The sequence below is a fragment of the Chamaesiphon sp. VAR_48_metabat_403 genome (assembly GCF_031422475.1).
Lineage (GTDB): Bacteria > Cyanobacteriota > Cyanobacteriia > Cyanobacteriales > Chamaesiphonaceae > Chamaesiphon.
Genome location: NZ_JANPLS010000161.1, coordinates 1 through 15,196 on the forward strand (window position 1 = coordinate 1; position 15,196 = coordinate 15,196).

General features: G+C 43.7%; 16 protein-coding genes. 8 read left to right on the plus strand and 8 right to left on the minus strand.

The features are described from left to right. Positions 1-2,263: hypothetical protein (locus tag RMO79_RS07710; protein WP_310482532.1), on the plus strand; the 2,263-nt coding region annotated here is incomplete at its 5' end. 32 nt (positions 2,264-2,295) lie between these two features. On the opposite strand, the gene RMO79_RS07715 is transcribed toward RMO79_RS07710, so the two are convergent. The 3 genes from RMO79_RS07715 to RMO79_RS07725 are packed head-to-tail and all read right to left on the minus strand — an operon-like array spanning position 2,296 to position 4,702. Further along, a complete protein-coding gene (locus RMO79_RS07715; RefSeq protein ID WP_310482533.1) occupies positions 2,296-2,682 on the minus strand; it encodes a hypothetical protein in 387 nt (128 codons plus the stop codon). A gap of 3 nt (positions 2,683-2,685) precedes the next feature. Then, positions 2,686-4,005: a tetratricopeptide repeat protein gene (locus RMO79_RS07720; RefSeq protein ID WP_310482534.1), complete on the minus strand. Its 1,320-nt coding sequence runs from the start codon at positions 4,003-4,005 to the stop codon at positions 2,686-2,688. Between the two features lie 10 nt (positions 4,006-4,015). Further along, on the minus strand, positions 4,016-4,702 hold the full coding sequence (locus tag RMO79_RS07725) for a J domain-containing protein (protein ID WP_310482535.1): 687 nt from the start codon (positions 4,700-4,702) through the stop codon (positions 4,016-4,018). A gap of 166 nt (positions 4,703-4,868) precedes the next feature. Between RMO79_RS07725 and RMO79_RS07730 the strand changes: the two genes are divergently transcribed. The 3 genes from RMO79_RS07730 (at position 4,869) to RMO79_RS07740 (ending at position 5,733) form a co-directional block, all read left to right on the plus strand. Continuing rightward, positions 4,869-5,114, plus strand: a complete 246-nt coding sequence (locus tag RMO79_RS07730) for a type II toxin-antitoxin system Phd/YefM family antitoxin (protein WP_310482536.1) — start codon at positions 4,869-4,871, stop codon at positions 5,112-5,114. Continuing rightward, entirely contained in the window at positions 5,111-5,506 is a 396-nt protein-coding gene (locus RMO79_RS07735) for a type II toxin-antitoxin system VapC family toxin (RefSeq protein WP_310482537.1), read from the plus strand. Before RMO79_RS07730 ends, RMO79_RS07735 begins: the two co-directional genes overlap by 4 nt. A gap of 89 nt (positions 5,507-5,595) precedes the next feature. After that, the gene (locus RMO79_RS07740) at positions 5,596-5,733 is read left to right on the plus strand and encodes a hypothetical protein (RefSeq protein ID WP_310482538.1); all 138 of its coding nucleotides are present in this window, start codon (positions 5,596-5,598) and stop codon (positions 5,731-5,733) included. A 68-nt stretch (positions 5,734-5,801) separates the two neighbouring features. On the opposite strand, the gene RMO79_RS07745 is transcribed toward RMO79_RS07740, so the two are convergent. Both RMO79_RS07745 and RMO79_RS07750 read right to left on the minus strand, forming a co-directional pair. Next, on the minus strand, positions 5,802-7,172 hold the full coding sequence (locus RMO79_RS07745; RefSeq protein ID WP_310482539.1) for a deoxyguanosinetriphosphate triphosphohydrolase: 1,371 nt from the start codon (positions 7,170-7,172) through the stop codon (positions 5,802-5,804). Between the two features lie 48 nt (positions 7,173-7,220). Then, positions 7,221-8,480: an anion permease gene (locus tag RMO79_RS07750; protein WP_310482540.1), complete on the minus strand. Its 1,260-nt coding sequence runs from the start codon at positions 8,478-8,480 to the stop codon at positions 7,221-7,223. A 173-nt stretch (positions 8,481-8,653) separates the two neighbouring features. Between RMO79_RS07750 and RMO79_RS07755 the strand changes: the two genes are divergently transcribed. The 4 genes from RMO79_RS07755 to hisF all read left to right on the plus strand — a co-directional run bounded on the left by RMO79_RS07755 (position 8,654) and on the right by hisF (position 12,095). Next, entirely contained in the window at positions 8,654-8,911 is a 258-nt protein-coding gene (locus RMO79_RS07755; protein ID WP_310482541.1) for a hypothetical protein, read from the plus strand. Positions 8,912-9,005: 94 nt separating this feature from the next. Further along, the gene (locus tag RMO79_RS07760) at positions 9,006-9,809 is read left to right on the plus strand and encodes a WecB/TagA/CpsF family glycosyltransferase (protein ID WP_310482542.1); all 804 of its coding nucleotides are present in this window, start codon (positions 9,006-9,008) and stop codon (positions 9,807-9,809) included. Positions 9,810-9,871: 62 nt separating this feature from the next. Then, positions 9,872-11,185: a hemolysin family protein gene (locus RMO79_RS07765; protein ID WP_310482543.1), complete on the plus strand. Its 1,314-nt coding sequence runs from the start codon at positions 9,872-9,874 to the stop codon at positions 11,183-11,185. Between the two features lie 142 nt (positions 11,186-11,327). Then, on the plus strand, positions 11,328-12,095 hold the full coding sequence (gene hisF, locus RMO79_RS07770) for an imidazole glycerol phosphate synthase subunit HisF (RefSeq protein ID WP_396136552.1): 768 nt from the start codon (positions 11,328-11,330) through the stop codon (positions 12,093-12,095). Positions 12,096-12,281: 186 nt separating this feature from the next. Here the strand turns inward: hisF and RMO79_RS07775 are convergent, their stop codons facing one another. From RMO79_RS07775 to RMO79_RS07785, 3 genes are all read right to left on the minus strand, one after another. After that, positions 12,282-13,196: an EamA family transporter gene (locus RMO79_RS07775; protein WP_310482544.1), complete on the minus strand. Its 915-nt coding sequence runs from the start codon at positions 13,194-13,196 to the stop codon at positions 12,282-12,284. Positions 13,197-13,435: 239 nt separating this feature from the next. Beyond that, positions 13,436-14,476, minus strand: coding sequence for a tocopherol cyclase family protein (locus RMO79_RS07780; RefSeq protein ID WP_310482545.1), 1,041 nt, complete (start codon positions 14,474-14,476; stop codon positions 13,436-13,438). Positions 14,477-14,663: 187 nt separating this feature from the next. Then, a partial coding sequence (locus tag RMO79_RS07785; RefSeq protein ID WP_310482546.1) for a homogentisate phytyltransferase occupies positions 14,664-15,196 on the minus strand: 533 nt, incomplete at its 5' end.

Here is a 15,196-nt window from a genome sequence, read left to right on the forward strand (position 1 = left end):
CAGCCCTCCCCTTATAAAGGGGGGGTTGGGGGGGGTAAATCAACCTCGAAACGAAGTCCAGGAAACTTGTGTAGACACCATATCTAATTCAGGGGTAGACAACAAACAGTGCGCCCCCAGTCAAGACAATATCACGACTCAAATCGCCCAAGTCACGACACCAATTCTCCCAATCGGGATTCCGACACTATCACTACCCATTTCCCTCCCCGCCTTACTCCCGCCCACTAGCTCAATTTTCCCGATTAATTCCATCCTGACACCAGAACTAATTCCTGCGCCCAATAATACCCCCGCAGTACCTTCAACCAACGCGCCGATGGCACCAACTAGAGATCCGCGCTTTATTATCGCCCCACAAGTACTAGATCCTAACGCTGTCGATCCGTTTTCTACTCAATTTATCCTCAATGGTAATCGAGTTTCTCACCTGACTTCGACAGTAGCAGTCGCTGGCTTTGAGACGGGAAATTTTCGCAATACCGATTTAAGTTTCGATGTTTATAAGCTAATTGGAGCTAAAAGTATTCAAAGCGTTACTACCGATCGAGTCGTTCGCGTCAATAGTCAAGTAGAATCGACAGGGATTCGGAGTGTCATTCAAAACCAGAATATTGCTGTCTCTGTCGCCCAGCCGCAAACTTTACTAGGATTTCGCCAACAAATTAGTCTCGATGGCAATTGTCTAGATGGTTCCGGGCGAATTTGTACCTATTTACCAGGGATTAAAATTGATGAGAGCGTTCTCGATCCTCAGAAATTACAACCGAGAAGCGTCAATATCACCTCTCAATTTGGCGATGTAATTTCGCCTGCATCCCTAGCCGCAATTCGGGAACCAGGATTTCAAGGCGGTGCGAATGGACAAAATTTTGGTATCGATTTAAATCTTCCTGCTGTCGGTTTAGTCGAACCACCACCAGGTTCGCCACTCCCAGTTTTGACTGGAGAACGCCACGAAACGTATAGATCTGAGGTGGCGGTAAATTATGCCCGGATGAATCAGAACTTTGCGACAAATGGCAAAGAATCGACATTAGGACGCACGATTCGATCGCTCAATTATGTTAACGGCGATCGCAATCAATTAGCAAATGCCTTGACTAATGCGATCGGTCAAATTCTACCAGAATTTCAGACCAGCATCGCCCCTGGCGAAACAGGTGCGCGAGTTGTCGTCAATCCCAACCTATTTCGAGCCGCAAATGCCCTCCGCCTGCCCGATAATAGCCTGACGGTGTATCAGTCGGGTACTGGCTCTGCGCCTAGTTTTGGTAAAGATCCCAGAATCCCCCCCGGAGCTAGCCATCAGGCACTCTGGGTAGGCATGTCACCCGTCGTCGAGCGAGAATTCACGCGCGATTATCGGTACATTACCCTCCGCGAACCGCGCGTGGTGGCTAGTGGTGGCGGTGAAGGTGGGAATATCCCCATCGAAGTCAGTCTCAATAATTTTGGCTTTAATTCTGGCGGCTTGCAAAACGCTTACGGGCAAGGTTATGTAACGGTATTTAATCGGGATGTTTCGAGAGTAGATACCGAGACGATTCGCCAGCGCACCGATTATTATCCTCACATTAGCTTTACAGGCGCGAATCTGACTGAAAATAGCCTATGGCGATATTATACTGGTGCGATCGTCAATGCAGGTTTTGAGCCGAAAACTACCTCTAATCTTAAAGCTTATATTGGTACCGATTATGCGATCGTCAATCCGGTTGGCTTGAGTTTCAACGTAGGGGGAATCGGCTATCTCAATCCCGATCCTGAATATTACAGCCAACTATTTGCCAATGCAACTCAATCGATTCCACTCGGCTCCGATCCGCGTAATAGTCTCGTTTTAGGGTTTAATGCTAACTATATCGTCGATGGCGCGATTACAATTCAATCGCTGCCCATCCGCTCTGCCCAAAGCTTTATCAATGCCGGAATCGCCCTCAATCTTGGCGATGTTTCCATCGGCGGCACGCAATTTTTTGGTAATATATTATCAGAATCTGTCGATAATAAAACCGTATTTAATATCGGCTGGAAAGTTACCGACAGGCTTAAACTAGGCGGATTTGTCAGCATCTTCGATCGAAATATTTCCACCAATCCCTTCGGTGCAAATCTCAGCTACGATCTCGATCCCGATTCAAATTCTGCCATTTATTTAGGTTGGAACTCCGCAGAAATTGATTTCCGCCGCACCCTCGGCTCGACGGCGAATGTTTATAAAGATAATACCATCAGCGTTTCGATTCGCTATGGATTTTAGATCGTTATGAATACGGTGTATGTACAAGTCGGCTAGACTTCGTTTAAGATGTATTCTTCAGCTATCAGCTTCAGTCTATCTCCCTCTAACATTAATCTGTCGATCGAATCTTTAATCTCCAGATATGGTTGGCGTGCGTCTATTTTCTCTCGTTCGATCTGCCGTCGTGTTTCCGATCTAACTGTACCCGCCCATTTACGTTTACCAAAAATGTCTAAACCAACAGATATGACACTATCAGCATGAGATTGATTGGCATTTTGATTGATAGTCTGAATGACTGCATTGATTTCTTTCTTAATAATTCGGAGTTGTTTTTGAGCTAGATTGATTTGTTTAACTTGCAGCTTGACAGATTTAGAATTATCTAATACTAAGGTAATTTGGCTGTTAATTTCTTGAATTCTCTGAATATCCATAGCTTAAATTATCCTTACTCGTTGTAAATCTTCCATCGCGCCTTGATAATCGCCTATTGCCGATCGAGCCGTACTTCTTCTGTTATGTGCTTCGGAATTATTAGGATCTATTTCCAACACATGAGTATAAGATTCGATCGCTTCTGTATAATTACCAGAAGCTGAAAGTTGATTTCCTAAAAGCATATAAGCTATTATGCCATCTTTTTCTCCTTGAGAATCATAGCCTAATTGGTAGTAAAGCTTTGCCCGCATAAGATAAGCCCACGGATTCTCATTTCCAAATTCTACAACTCGATCGAAATCAGAGATTGCTGCTTCTATATCTCCTATTTGTGCGTAAACAGCACCTCGTTTACAATAAGCATTCTCAAGATCGGGATTTAGAACTATAGCATGATTGTAATAGACTAAAGCCTTCTGATAGTTTGATTTTTTTTGAAAGTTTACCCCTGCATTTACCAATGTTAAAGCAATATAGGATGATAAAGTATTGTCATCTCGATCGGCATCCTCATCCCATTGAGTTAAGTACTCTTTGGTAATTTCAGGACTTAATTCGATTGCATTAGAAAAGTTCTTTGCAACTAAAAAATCATTGTTTAGATAAAAGCAACATAGACCTGTATTTAAATAAGCTTGTACATGTTCCGAATTAATTTGAATCGCTTTCTCCAAATTACTCAAAGCATCTTGATACTTCTCAAGATGCAATAAAATCAGCCCTTTATTATTATAGGCATCTGCACTAAGGGGATTTATTTTAAGAACCTGTTGAAAATCGTCTATGGCTTTTTGATAATTATTGCATCTCATATATGATAGTCCTCTATTCATATATGCTATTTCAAAATCGGGGTTAATTATTAAGGCTAGATCGTAGTCTTGTAATGCTTGTAGATGATATCCCTGTTGAGCATAAGCCCGACCACGATTTACTAGTGCTTCGGTACTTTTAGAATTTAGCCTCAAAACTTGTGTGCAATCACTAATCGCTTCTTGATAGTACCCTAGCGGCAGATAAATTAAAGAATAGCGAATTATATAAGCTTCGTAATAGTCAGGATTAAGGTCGAGAGCTTTTTGAAGATTTATAAGCGCATATTGATACTCTGATGGCGATATTTGGGGAATTGCTAAATTGTAAAAATATTCAGCATCTTGGATGGATTTACTAAACAATAGTTGCTCATGATGACGATCGGGTGTGGCTAGAGAAACTTTTTTTGCTAGTTCTAGCCCTCTGTTAAATACAGGAGAAGAGTATCTTGTCATATATCGATCGCTAGAGTCGGTATTATTTTGATAATTTTCGGCAGTCATATTTACACGCTTAGTTTAATTGTTCCTTGATTTCTTGTAGCTCTGCCTGAGCTTGTCTAATTTGCTCATCAAGCTCTTGAGCCATATCAGCTAATAAATCTTGTCCCACTTCTTTAGCAGTATCAGATCGATATTTCAATTCATATAGTTCTGTTTCTTTAACTGCTCTAAATTCTTTTTTAATTGCACACAATCGTTCTCGACATTGGGCGATTTTGCGAATTACTCGGATTAATTCTGCTACAACTCCGTCGCCTTTAACTGATTCAGGGCTACTTTCCCAACTGTGTAAAATAGCCTTGAGTGCTTCGATATCGCCCGCTTCATAGGCTTGATTGGCAGCTATCATCAATTCTTGGCGGCGGACTTTTTCAACCGGATCTGTGGTTAGATCTGGATGGATGCGTTTAGCGACTTCTCGATAGAGTTTTTTGAGATCTTCGGATGGGGTAAAATCTGTTGATGATTCCAGATATGCCATGTACTCAGCAATCTGTTCCTCGATGCGATCGAGTTCTGTATATCGAGTACCGATAACTTGCTGATATTCGCGATCGAAATTCTGTAACTCAGCGTGAAGGGTGGTTAAATCTAACTCTCCTTGCACTAATTCTGTTTCCAGTGTTGCTAGTTCCGCAGATTTACGCTGTAGCTCTTCATCTTCGGGGGTAACTTGTAAGATTAATTGGGTACTCATGGCAAAATTCTCATCTCTTCACCCGATCGCTATAAGATGTATCGAAGGACTGAGATTAGTATGCCCAAATTTTGGAGTGTAAATTCGTTGCTTGGTATTGAGATCTTTACCGATCGAGTCTCACTTAACTTACAATAGACTTAGTTTGTAAACTAAGTCGCAAAACATGGATACTGTCAATATTCACCACGCCAAAACTCATCTGTCCCAATTGCTGTCGCGAGTAGAGCTGGGAGAAGAGATCGTCATCGCCAATCGTGGGGTGCCAGTGGCTAAATTAGTACCGATCGCGAATAAGCTCGACAAGCGTAGTAGCATGGGAATCGATCGAGGACTATTCCAAGTACCTACAGACTTTAATGATTCCTTACCAGCAGACTTACTAGCTGCCTTTGAGGGGGAAGAAGTTTGAAGTTGTTGCTAGATACTCAATGTTTCTTATGGTGTTTTGCAGAGCCAGAACGACTGAATCCAACCGCGATCGAGCAAATAGTCGCCGAAGATAACGAACTATTTTTTTCAGTGGCGAGTGTGTGGGAAATCGCCATTAAAGTAGGAATTGGGAAATTGCCACTTCCCGAACCCGTCGATACTTATGTGGCTAGTCGAATGCGGTTATTGGGTGTAAAGTATCTAGATATCCTCTTCCCTCATGCTTGCAAGGTAGCGACATTACCATTGTTGCATCGCGATCCTTTCGACAGAATCTTAGTATCACAAGCACAGATTGAAAACATGACGTTGGTAACAGCAGATGAGGTTTTGACTCAGTATGGTGTCGATGTATTGTGGTCGAAAGCGTAATTAACCTCAGTCCCTCAGCATTCTTTTTAACGACAACACTCGGTTGCAATCCTGGATAACATCGCACCAACACCTTATCGCTGCTGCGAGTGAGGTACAAAATATTTACTGGTTTACCATTTAGTTTCGATAATACCAGTTGTGGCGGCATGGGAGCTGTAGCAATTGCGGGAATTGTGGCTGTCAATCCAATTGCTACAGTCGCACCGACGATCGATCTCCAATGACTTTTGGTAATTGCTAACATCAATCTAATGTTCTTATTTATAACAGTTTTAAGATTAAGTTAATTACTTTAATTATACTCGATCGCACTGATAACTTGCTTGGCGATACTCACCGCGCGATCGTCAGTCATCCCAGAGATAAAATCTAAGATATGCATGTATGAATGATGTAAAGACCATTCTGACTTTGGTTGATGAGTACCCATTAGATTGAAAATTGTTTGCTGCTGAGAATCAAACACCCGATCGCGTTGGCGGAAAGCCCGCTCCCCTGGAGAATCGTTATTTTTTAGTAAATATGCAGCTTGAATAAAAGCGTCTAATAAAACCTCTATTGTGGCGTGAGAGCCGACTTCGATCTGAATTTTACGAGGGTTGTTAAATATTTTTTCTTGAGCGGTATATTTGGCTAGTTCGATACATTGTTTAACTCGTCCACCGCAAGCTGCGATCGGATCTTCATAGCTAAAGTTACCATGTAAAAGATCGTCTTTATGCTGCATAAAAGTATCGACGACAGCTTCGATCGCAGTATTCATCGCTCTGCCACGGGCGATCGCAATTTGGCGATTGAGTAGTTCATTACCTTGACAGCTAGAATGTAGCGGTGGAATTTTATCGAAGTCTACTATAATACCCAGAATATCGATCGCTTCTCGATAAGTAATAAAGCCCATCTCGATCCCATCTTCAAGATCGATTAAAGCATAGCAAATATCATCCGCAGCCTCCATTAAATATGATAATGGATGGCGATACCATGCGGTTGTCGATCGAGCGATTAGACCGAGTTCTGTAGCAATCTCCTGGAGAATTTCGCGTTCGGTTTGATTGCAACCATATTTATTTTTTCCAGCCGTGGGAATAAAGTCTGATGCCCAAGGATACTTGAGAAATGTTCCTAAAGTAGCATAAGTCAGCCGCATTCCGCCTTCAAATAAATAATATTCTAATTTAGTAATAATTCGCAAACCTTGAGCGTTACCCTCAAAGTTTTGAAAGTCGTTAAGTTCGGCTGACGTTAAATCTTTAACAAATTCTTGGTTGGCAGTCGCTCTAAACCAAGATCTAATTGCTTCTTCTCCCGAATGTCCGAATGGTGGATTGCCAATATCATGCGCCAGACATGCGGCTTGTACGATATCACCGATATTCGATGAATCGATCCCAATCTCTCGCAATTCATCATCCAATCTTTGTCCGACTTTTGTACCCAAACTGCGCCCGACAGATGATACTTCTAAGCTGTGGGGTAAGCGGGTATGAATATTATCATTTTCGGGTAAAGGATGAACCTGTGTTTTGCGATCTAGCCGCCGAAAAGCACTAGAAAAAATAATTCGATCGATATCTTTTTGAAAATGACTGCGCCCGATTTCTGTTTGTTCGGGTTGACTTACTCCCAATCTTTTTCGAGACAAAAGATTCGCCCATGTCATTGGCTGCATATCGATCGGTACCTAGCTAATAAATTTAGTCGGTGTAGCTTAACTAAAAAAGTAGCGCAGCACGGTAAAAATGCCCGCACTGAGCGCAGTTGCGATCGGAATTGTGACTACCCACGCTAGGGCGATCGATTTGAGGGTATCTAGACTCAAAGATCGCCAATTTTTAATTGCGCCTACGCCCACTACCGCGCCCACTAGGGCGTGCGAAGTCGAGACGGGTAGTCCTTGACTAGATGCGATTAAAATCGTGGCTGCGGTGGCTAATTCTGCGGCAAATCCGCTACTGGGTTCGAGCTTGATAATGCCTTCGCCGATGGTGGCGATGACTTGCTTGCCCCAAATTGCTAAACCCGTGACAATCCCGACACCGCCGAGAATTAATACCCATAGGGGGATTTCTAGGCTAGATTGGGGGACGCTACCAGTATTTTGAATATACAGGATGGTGGCTAAGGGTGCGATCGCATTACCGACATCGTTGGAGCCGTGCGCGAAGGCGACAAAGCAAGCACTCAGCAGTTGAAACCGAGCTAATTGTCGCTCGATAACTATGCTCACATCTGCACTCGCTACTGACTCGACAGCCATAGTCTCGCGGGATAGTTTGCGCCAGCCGACGAGGGTAATTGCCAGTGCTGCCAGTCCGCCCAATCCCAAGCTAAAATCGTGACGGGGGACGGCGGGTAAAAAGGTTGGCGGTAAAGTTTCTACTACCGTCGGTAAGACAATTACTCCAAATACGCTCACCAAAATCAGCGATAACCAGGGCATCCAGACATCGAGTTGAATTAGCGGTTGTGGCTGCTCTAAAATCCACCGTTTAATCAGTAAGTAAAAGCCCGCAGCTACCGCCCCGCTGACTAGGGGTGTTAATACCCAAGCGAGGGAGATTTCGCCCAACGATGACCATTTTACCGCTTGCGCGCCTGCGGCAACCCAACTAAATCCCGCGATCGCACCGACAACCGCATGAGAAGAAGCCACGGGCAACTTTTTAGTAGTCGCAATCTGCAACCACAATCCACAGCTAATTAATACCGCAATCATCCCCAGCAATAATGTCTGCGGCTGAGTGATAAATAAATCGGGATTGGCGATACTAACTGCTAAAGTTGAAGATACCTGTCGTCCGAATAATACCGCACCTGTAAATTCTAAAATGCCCGCAATGACGATCGCTTGTTTGAGCGTAATTGCCTTCGAGCCAACGGAAGTACCCATCGAGTTGGCAACATCATTCGCACCCAGATTACAGGCAACATAGAGAGCCAAACAGCAAACAAATCCAATAAATATCATCGATTCGGTGTGAGAATTGGGTAAAATTAGTCTAGAGGACGTGGTTCGATCTTAGTGTGGCGATCGCCTTAGCTTCCACGATCTCAGTCACCAGCCCTCTCATCCGAACGGCATTACCATCCCGGTGCTAATTTTAGAACAACTCGATCGTCTAAACACCCCAACCCAATTTTATGGCACAACACAATCTTCATAGCATCCAGCTCCAAATCAATCGCATGTATGAGAGCGGACAATCTTTATTTGCGAAAACCAAAGTAGAAGATTGGCTCAGGCAGCGCAATGAAGAGCCATCTGATTATGACATTATTTTTAATAAAAAACCCGCGCCCGTCGGTTCTCGATCGGTAATGGCAATCGAAGTCGCCCTACAGCGCAAAGATGGGCAACCATTAGATGAGTGGTTGATCTCTCAATTAAACGATCTCTAATAGATTGGTAGTTTATAATGCACGAACAAACATTTTTCTCCACCGTAGATTCGTTGCCAATCTGTACGCAAATACTGACTCGCATCCATTCCCGATGAACGCATTAACCACTCACTCTGCTAATTCCATGTCCGACGATCGCCCGTCTGAACTTCTACCACAATTCACCATTTTAGGTCAACCAGTCCATCTATCTAACGATTATGTGTCGTGGCTCATCGATAGATTGCAACATGGCATCGGTACCCATGTGGTGACGATGAATGCCGAAATTGTCATTTATGCCGATCGAGATCCAGAGTTATCTACCATCATTCATCATGCCGATTTAGTCACCCCAGACGGATCGGGGATTATTATGGCGTTAAAATTGCATGGCGTGTTGCAACCGCGTTATGCAGGCATCGATCTGGGTGAAGATTTGTTGCGGTGGGCGGGCAACCAAGATCGCGATTACCCAGTGTTTTTCTATGGGGGTAAACCCCAAATCGTCCAGCAAGCCGCGCAAAAGTGGCAAACCGAGTTGCCGAATCTCAAAATCGCTGGTGTCGAGCATGGTTATCTCGATGCCGAAGCACAGTCTAAGTTATTGCACCAAGTTCAGACCACTCAGCCGAAAATCATCCTGGTGGCGTTGGGAGTGCCGCGTCAGGAGATTTGGATTAGAGATAACTTTCATCTATGTCCTCAAGCCATCTGGATTGGGGTGGGTGGTAGTTTCGATGTCTGGTCGGGCGTTAAAAATAGAGCACCGCAATACATTCGCAATCTCGAACTAGAATGGTTGTATCGAATTCTGCAAGAACCCAGTCGCTGGCGCAGAGCCTTAGCTTTACCACAATTTGCCGTACTGGCGATCGCCGAACGCATTTGGGGCAAGGATAAACCCGCTCGCTAGAGACTCACCGTAAACAAGTACACTAGAAGACAGTATTTTAGACATCCTTCATTCTTGGTTTCATGTCCCTACCTGCGGAATTATTGCTAGTTTCTGTGCTCATCGTCCTGAATGGGATCTTCGTCATGTCAGAGATGGCGATCGTCTCAGCGCGGAAAGTGAGATTGCAAGCATTAGCAGATCGCGGCGATCGCAAGGCTGGTGTAGCATTAGAGTTATCGATGACACCCGATCGCTTTTTACCGACTGTCCAAGTGGGGATTACTTTAATGGCAATTCTTTCTGGTGCTAGGGGGGAAAGTGCGATTTCGAGGTTGCTAGCACCACAGTTAGGAATTTGGCTATCGCCGCAATACAGCGAACCGATCGCCTCGGTTATCGCAATTGCAATTATCACATATCTTACCATTGTAATCGCTGAATTAGTACCCAAACAAATTGCCCTCAATAGTCCCGAAACAATTGCCAGTTTCGTGGCTAGACCGATCGATTTTTTAGCCCGATTATCGACACCATTAATTTTTGTGTTGAGTCATTCTACCAACTTTGTAGTGAAGCTATTTGGAATTAAACGTTCTACTCAGCCAGAAGTGACGGAAGAAGAAATTAAAGTGATGATCGAACAGGGTACCGAAACTGGCATGTTTGAGGAATCCGAGCAAGATATGGTTCAAGGCGTACTCAGTTTGGGCGATCTTAAAATCGGCGCGTTAATGACTCCGCGTCCAGATATTACTTGGATTGATATCAACGATCGCATTGCAATTACCCGCGAAAAAATTATCGATAGCGATTATTCTAGGTTACCCATCTGTGAAGGCGAACTCGATCGCGTTTTGGGAGTAGTTCATGTGGCTGACTTACTCTCGCAAACTCTCAAAGGTGAAGAAATAAATCTGACAGCATCTTTGAGCCAACCCCTATTTATTCCCGAAAGTACGCGCGGTTTAAAAGTATTAGAACAATTTAAAAAATTTGGCACCCATATCGCGATGGTGGTGGATGAGTATGGGGTGATTCAAGGTTTAGTCACCATGCATGATTTATTTGAAGAGATCTTTGGCGATATTACCGATTTTAACGAAGATCCCGAAGAACCCCAAATTATTCAGCGCGAAGATGGTTCGTGGCTATTAGATGGAATGCTCTCGATCGAAGAATTACTCGAACAATTCGATATTCCCGAACACGCGATCGATCGTGGTAATTACCATACCCTCGGCGGTTTTGCCATCATGCAACTCGGTAAAATTCCCATCTCCGGCGAACATTTTGAATGGCGCAATCTCCGCTTTGAAATCATCGACATGGACGGCAAACGCGTCGATAAAGTCTTAGTTGAATTATCTGAAAGTCCGCAAGAATCACTTCTTTAAGGTAGGGGATAGGGAATAGGGGATAGGGGATAGTAATTATAGTTTTAATCTTCCCATTTCCCCAACTCCTTACTTCTTACTTCTTACTCCTTACTCCTTACTCCCAACTATCCCCTATCCCCTATCCCCTATTCCCTAAATTATGCTAGCCAAAAGAATCCTACCTTGCTTAGATGTCAAAGCCGGAAGAGTCGTCAAAGGAGTCAACTTTGTCGAACTGCGCGATGCGGGAGATCCGGTAGAGTTGGCGCAAATTTATAACGATGCTGGAGCCGACGAACTAGTATTTCTCGATATTACCGCCACTCATGAAGATCGGGGTACGATGATTGATGTGGTTTATCGTACCGCCGATCGGATCTTTATTCCCCTAACTGTCGGCGGTGGGATTCAGTCGCCAGCAAATATCAAAGACTTATTACGTGCGGGTGCGGATAAAGTCAGCCTCAATTCCGCCGCCGTGCGAAATCCTAATTTAATTAACGATGCTAGCGACTTATTTGGCAATCAGTGTATTGTAGTCGCGATCGATGCCAAACGCCGCCACGATCCGAGTAATCCCGGTTGGGATGTCTACGTTAAAGGCGGACGGGAGAATACCGGGCTAGATGCGGTCAAATGGGCGCAAGAAGTCACTAAAAGGGGTGCGGGGGAGCTTTTAGTCACGAGCATGGATGCAGACGGCACCAAGGCAGGATACGACCTCGATCTGACTAGATCGATCGCCGAATCAGTTGAGGTTCCCACGATCGCTTCTGGCGGTGCGGGGAATTGCGAGCATATTTATCAAGCCGTAACCGAGGGACGCGCTGAGGCGGCTTTATTGGCTTCTTTGCTCCACTATGGCGAACTTACTGTCGCCGAAATTAAGGCATATCTCCACAGCAAGCAAGTCATCGTGAGGATCTGAATCGGATTTTGGATTACTGAGATCGCACGGAGAGTCGAGGAGCATGTGTTTCAGTTAAGATAGAGGCTCGCGGGAACGCTGTCAGGTTGTTGACGACAGAATGCGGATTACAACAGTTTTATTTTTAAAAACTACCATCCGATCGGATTTCAACTTTCACGATGAAAATTGAGATCCGATCGACGATTAGCTGTTAGCACTCGCACCAATCAACCAAACACCCACCATCATTAATCCCACGAATCCCCACTTCATTGGCAACTTTCGCCGATCTCGTTGGCTGATTCGATCGGGATGAGGATCGAACTGTTGGCTAAACATTGCCATCAGTAATGATAGCCCAAAAGCATAGGCGGGGGTCGAAGCTCCGATCGCCGAAACTAAAGCTGGATCTCCTAACTTAACTGCTATTTGTCCGGTGTAAAGAGCTACCCAATTAATTAGCTCGATTGCGATAAATATCGGTAAAGCCTGCTTAATTTTGGGCAAGTCTCGGACTAATACTATTCTAACTTCTGTGCTGGCTAAACCAGCTAACCCACTGAAGATAATCCCAATATTAATCGCTAAAAAGGCTCCAAAAAAGTCAGCTCGATCGAAAATATATTTTTCGAGTAAGATGGCGATGGTTTGCAGTCCAGCCGCGATCGACATTAAATAAAGTGTATCCCATCTACTGCTGAATTTATCGATCGCGCATAGTCCGATCGAAGCAATGATTAATAAAATAATCCCCAGATAGTTATTGCCAGTAATTAAATATCCAAATAGCCAATAACTCACGATCGGTAACAGCACGGGCGTAATATTCCAGTAAGCAGCCACAGTACCAGAATCGCTATTATCTAAAGCCCTAAAGTAAAATAATTGACTGAGTTGAATGATAGCCCCAGTCATGAAGCAGATTCCTAGAATATTCCAGTTCGGAATCACCACAGTCATATTCAAAAATGGAATCAGTAGGAATATTCCCACCGAAATACTCGAACTAGTTATAACTCCGAGCCACGGCTTGCTAAAAATCTTATCTACACAATACTCGTCAAGGATATGAACTATCGCCCACAAAAACGAGCTTAACAAAGCGTATTGAATCCACATAACAGATGGCTGAGAATAGGCAGAAGAAATCTATGAGTTGGTAAATTTTATTACCTACTAATAATTGAAGATAACCTCTAGTCTTCTTTTTACACCTACTCTCTAGCTCAATTTACACCCAAAATATTTAGTTTTCAGCTTGATGATAACACAATATTTTTTTTGAGACGATGCTCTAATTTACTTTTTGTTAAATAATCTCACGATCGGATGAATTCGATCCTGGGAAGGGAGTAAATTTATTTCAACCACGCAATATCCCAGCCATCGCCGCCGACTTCTAAACCAGCATTATTGCTACTCGCTTTAATAATTTGGGTACCCTGATGGGTGCGAAGATCGATCGATAACAAACCTTTGAGCGTATCGCGACAACACATGACCAAACCATTTTCTGTCGGCGTACTTACCATCGTACCAGGCGCAGCGGTCGTCCCGATTAATTCTACCTGAAAATCTAGATTTCTGGCTTGAATTTTCCATTCCCCCCAGGGTTGAATTTGCCAACTTATCTGCGAATTCCACGGCACGAATTCATAAAATCTGTCGCGATAATGAATGCCAATCATCCCGACTTCTTCTGTCGTCCATAATACCTTACGTCTCCCGCCACCTGCGGTAATAGCTAGCCCAACTGTATCATCAAAACTATTACAATTAACCCAAAACCACTTCTGGGGAAACGAACGACCCCAATTTTTTTCACTATAAGCTGGCGCGTTATTAAAATCATATCGTTGACCCCGCCATTCAATCCAGCCTGTCGCCAAGCCATGCGCCATTAGAATCTGCCATCCCGGTTCAAATATCGGCAGATACGATAACAAACCCGCCGTGGCTTGTTGGGGCTGCTGGGGCTGTCCCCATCCATAAATAGGCATGGTATGATAACACCAGCGACAATTTTGGGCTGGTAAAGATCCTTGATGCAAAGTCGCCGTAACTTGATAACCTGCTGTTATTTGACGATCGAATTCAGCCACCGATAATAATTGCGGTGAAGTCGCTAATTTTGTCTCGCCCCAATGTCCTAAACCCAAATCGTTTTTAGCCGGCCAAAATTTATTTACATCTGGAAAAGAGTGGGTTAAATATTGCTCGTCGATCCCCAACATTTGCACGGCTCCACCACTCCGCTCTCTCTCTCCTAACGGGTCTTCAATCGAGTACATAAATGCAAACGATCCTCTAATTTTCGGTAAAGTCACCCGAAAGTACCACCCCTCAAAGAAATCTCGATCGATTCCATTCCAATGATATCCACTATGCGGTGTCTGCAAAATTATTACTCCTAAATAAAGTCATCCAAAATCTAATACCTAATACCTAATACCTTCCCGCTTTAAGATTGTAGATTAGTCCTTGTCTTTATTCTCTCTGCGCTCTCTGCGCCTCTGCGGTTAAAATAACACAAAGTTCGCATTTCACAAATTATTTAGGATTGCTATAATCCCTAACATCCAACACCTAAAACCTAAAACAAGCAATTGGAAAAATCAGATATTCCCAAAAGAACAACTTCCAGATAAATTGATAAAAACTGGCGATCGATTCCTTCTCTTCTAGATCGATATCTCGACTACGCCACCATAATAAACCGAGCAAACCTGTATGCGAAATAATTAAGAACCACAGATTAATTGTCGATGAAATTAAGATACCAGCAGCAATCGTACCTAAATACGCGATCGTAATTGCCCAGCGAGTAAAATTGAAAACAGCTAACTTGCCTAAGACAATTGTAAACGTTTCAATCTGATATTTCCGATCGCCTTCCAAATCGGGGACATCTTTGAAAATCGCGATCGCAATAGTAAATACCAGGATGAATAAAGTCAGCACCCAAATACTCGGCGGTAAAACCTTTCCACCTGTAAAGATCTGGTTGAAATGCGAAAATATCCCTAAGTTGACAATACAACCACGCACTGTCAGAATGCAAATAGCCGCAAGTAACGGATATTGTTTGAACCTAATTGGCGGTAAAGAATAAGCAGTAC

Bases quoted from the DNA above. Each gene is read 5' to 3' on its own strand.
- RMO79_RS07715 (WP_310482533.1), bottom strand. From the start codon at position 2,682: ATGGATATTCAGAGAATTCAAGAAATTAACAGCCAAATTACCTTAGTA.
- RMO79_RS07765 (WP_310482543.1), top strand. From the start codon at position 9,872: ATGTCCCTACCTGCGGAATTATTGCTAGTTTCTGTGCTCATCGTCCTG.
- RMO79_RS07760 (WP_310482542.1), top strand. From the start codon at position 9,006: ATGAACGCATTAACCACTCACTCTGCTAATTCCATGTCCGACGATCGC.
- RMO79_RS07755 (WP_310482541.1), top strand. From the start codon at position 8,654: ATGGCACAACACAATCTTCATAGCATCCAGCTCCAAATCAATCGCATG.
- RMO79_RS07745 (WP_310482539.1), bottom strand. From the start codon at position 7,172: ATGACATGGGCGAATCTTTTGTCTCGAAAAAGATTGGGAGTAAGTCAA.
- RMO79_RS07720 (WP_310482534.1), bottom strand. From the start codon at position 4,005: ATGACTGCCGAAAATTATCAAAATAATACCGACTCTAGCGATCGATAT.
- RMO79_RS07775 (WP_310482544.1), bottom strand. From the start codon at position 13,196: ATGTGGATTCAATACGCTTTGTTAAGCTCGTTTTTGTGGGCGATAGTT.
- RMO79_RS07750 (WP_310482540.1), bottom strand. From the start codon at position 8,480: ATGATATTTATTGGATTTGTTTGCTGTTTGGCTCTCTATGTTGCCTGT.
- RMO79_RS07725 (WP_310482535.1), bottom strand. From the start codon at position 4,702: ATGAGTACCCAATTAATCTTACAAGTTACCCCCGAAGATGAAGAGCTA.
- RMO79_RS07730 (WP_310482536.1), top strand. From the start codon at position 4,869: ATGGATACTGTCAATATTCACCACGCCAAAACTCATCTGTCCCAATTG.
- hisF (WP_396136552.1), top strand. From the start codon at position 11,328: ATGCTAGCCAAAAGAATCCTACCTTGCTTAGATGTCAAAGCCGGAAGA.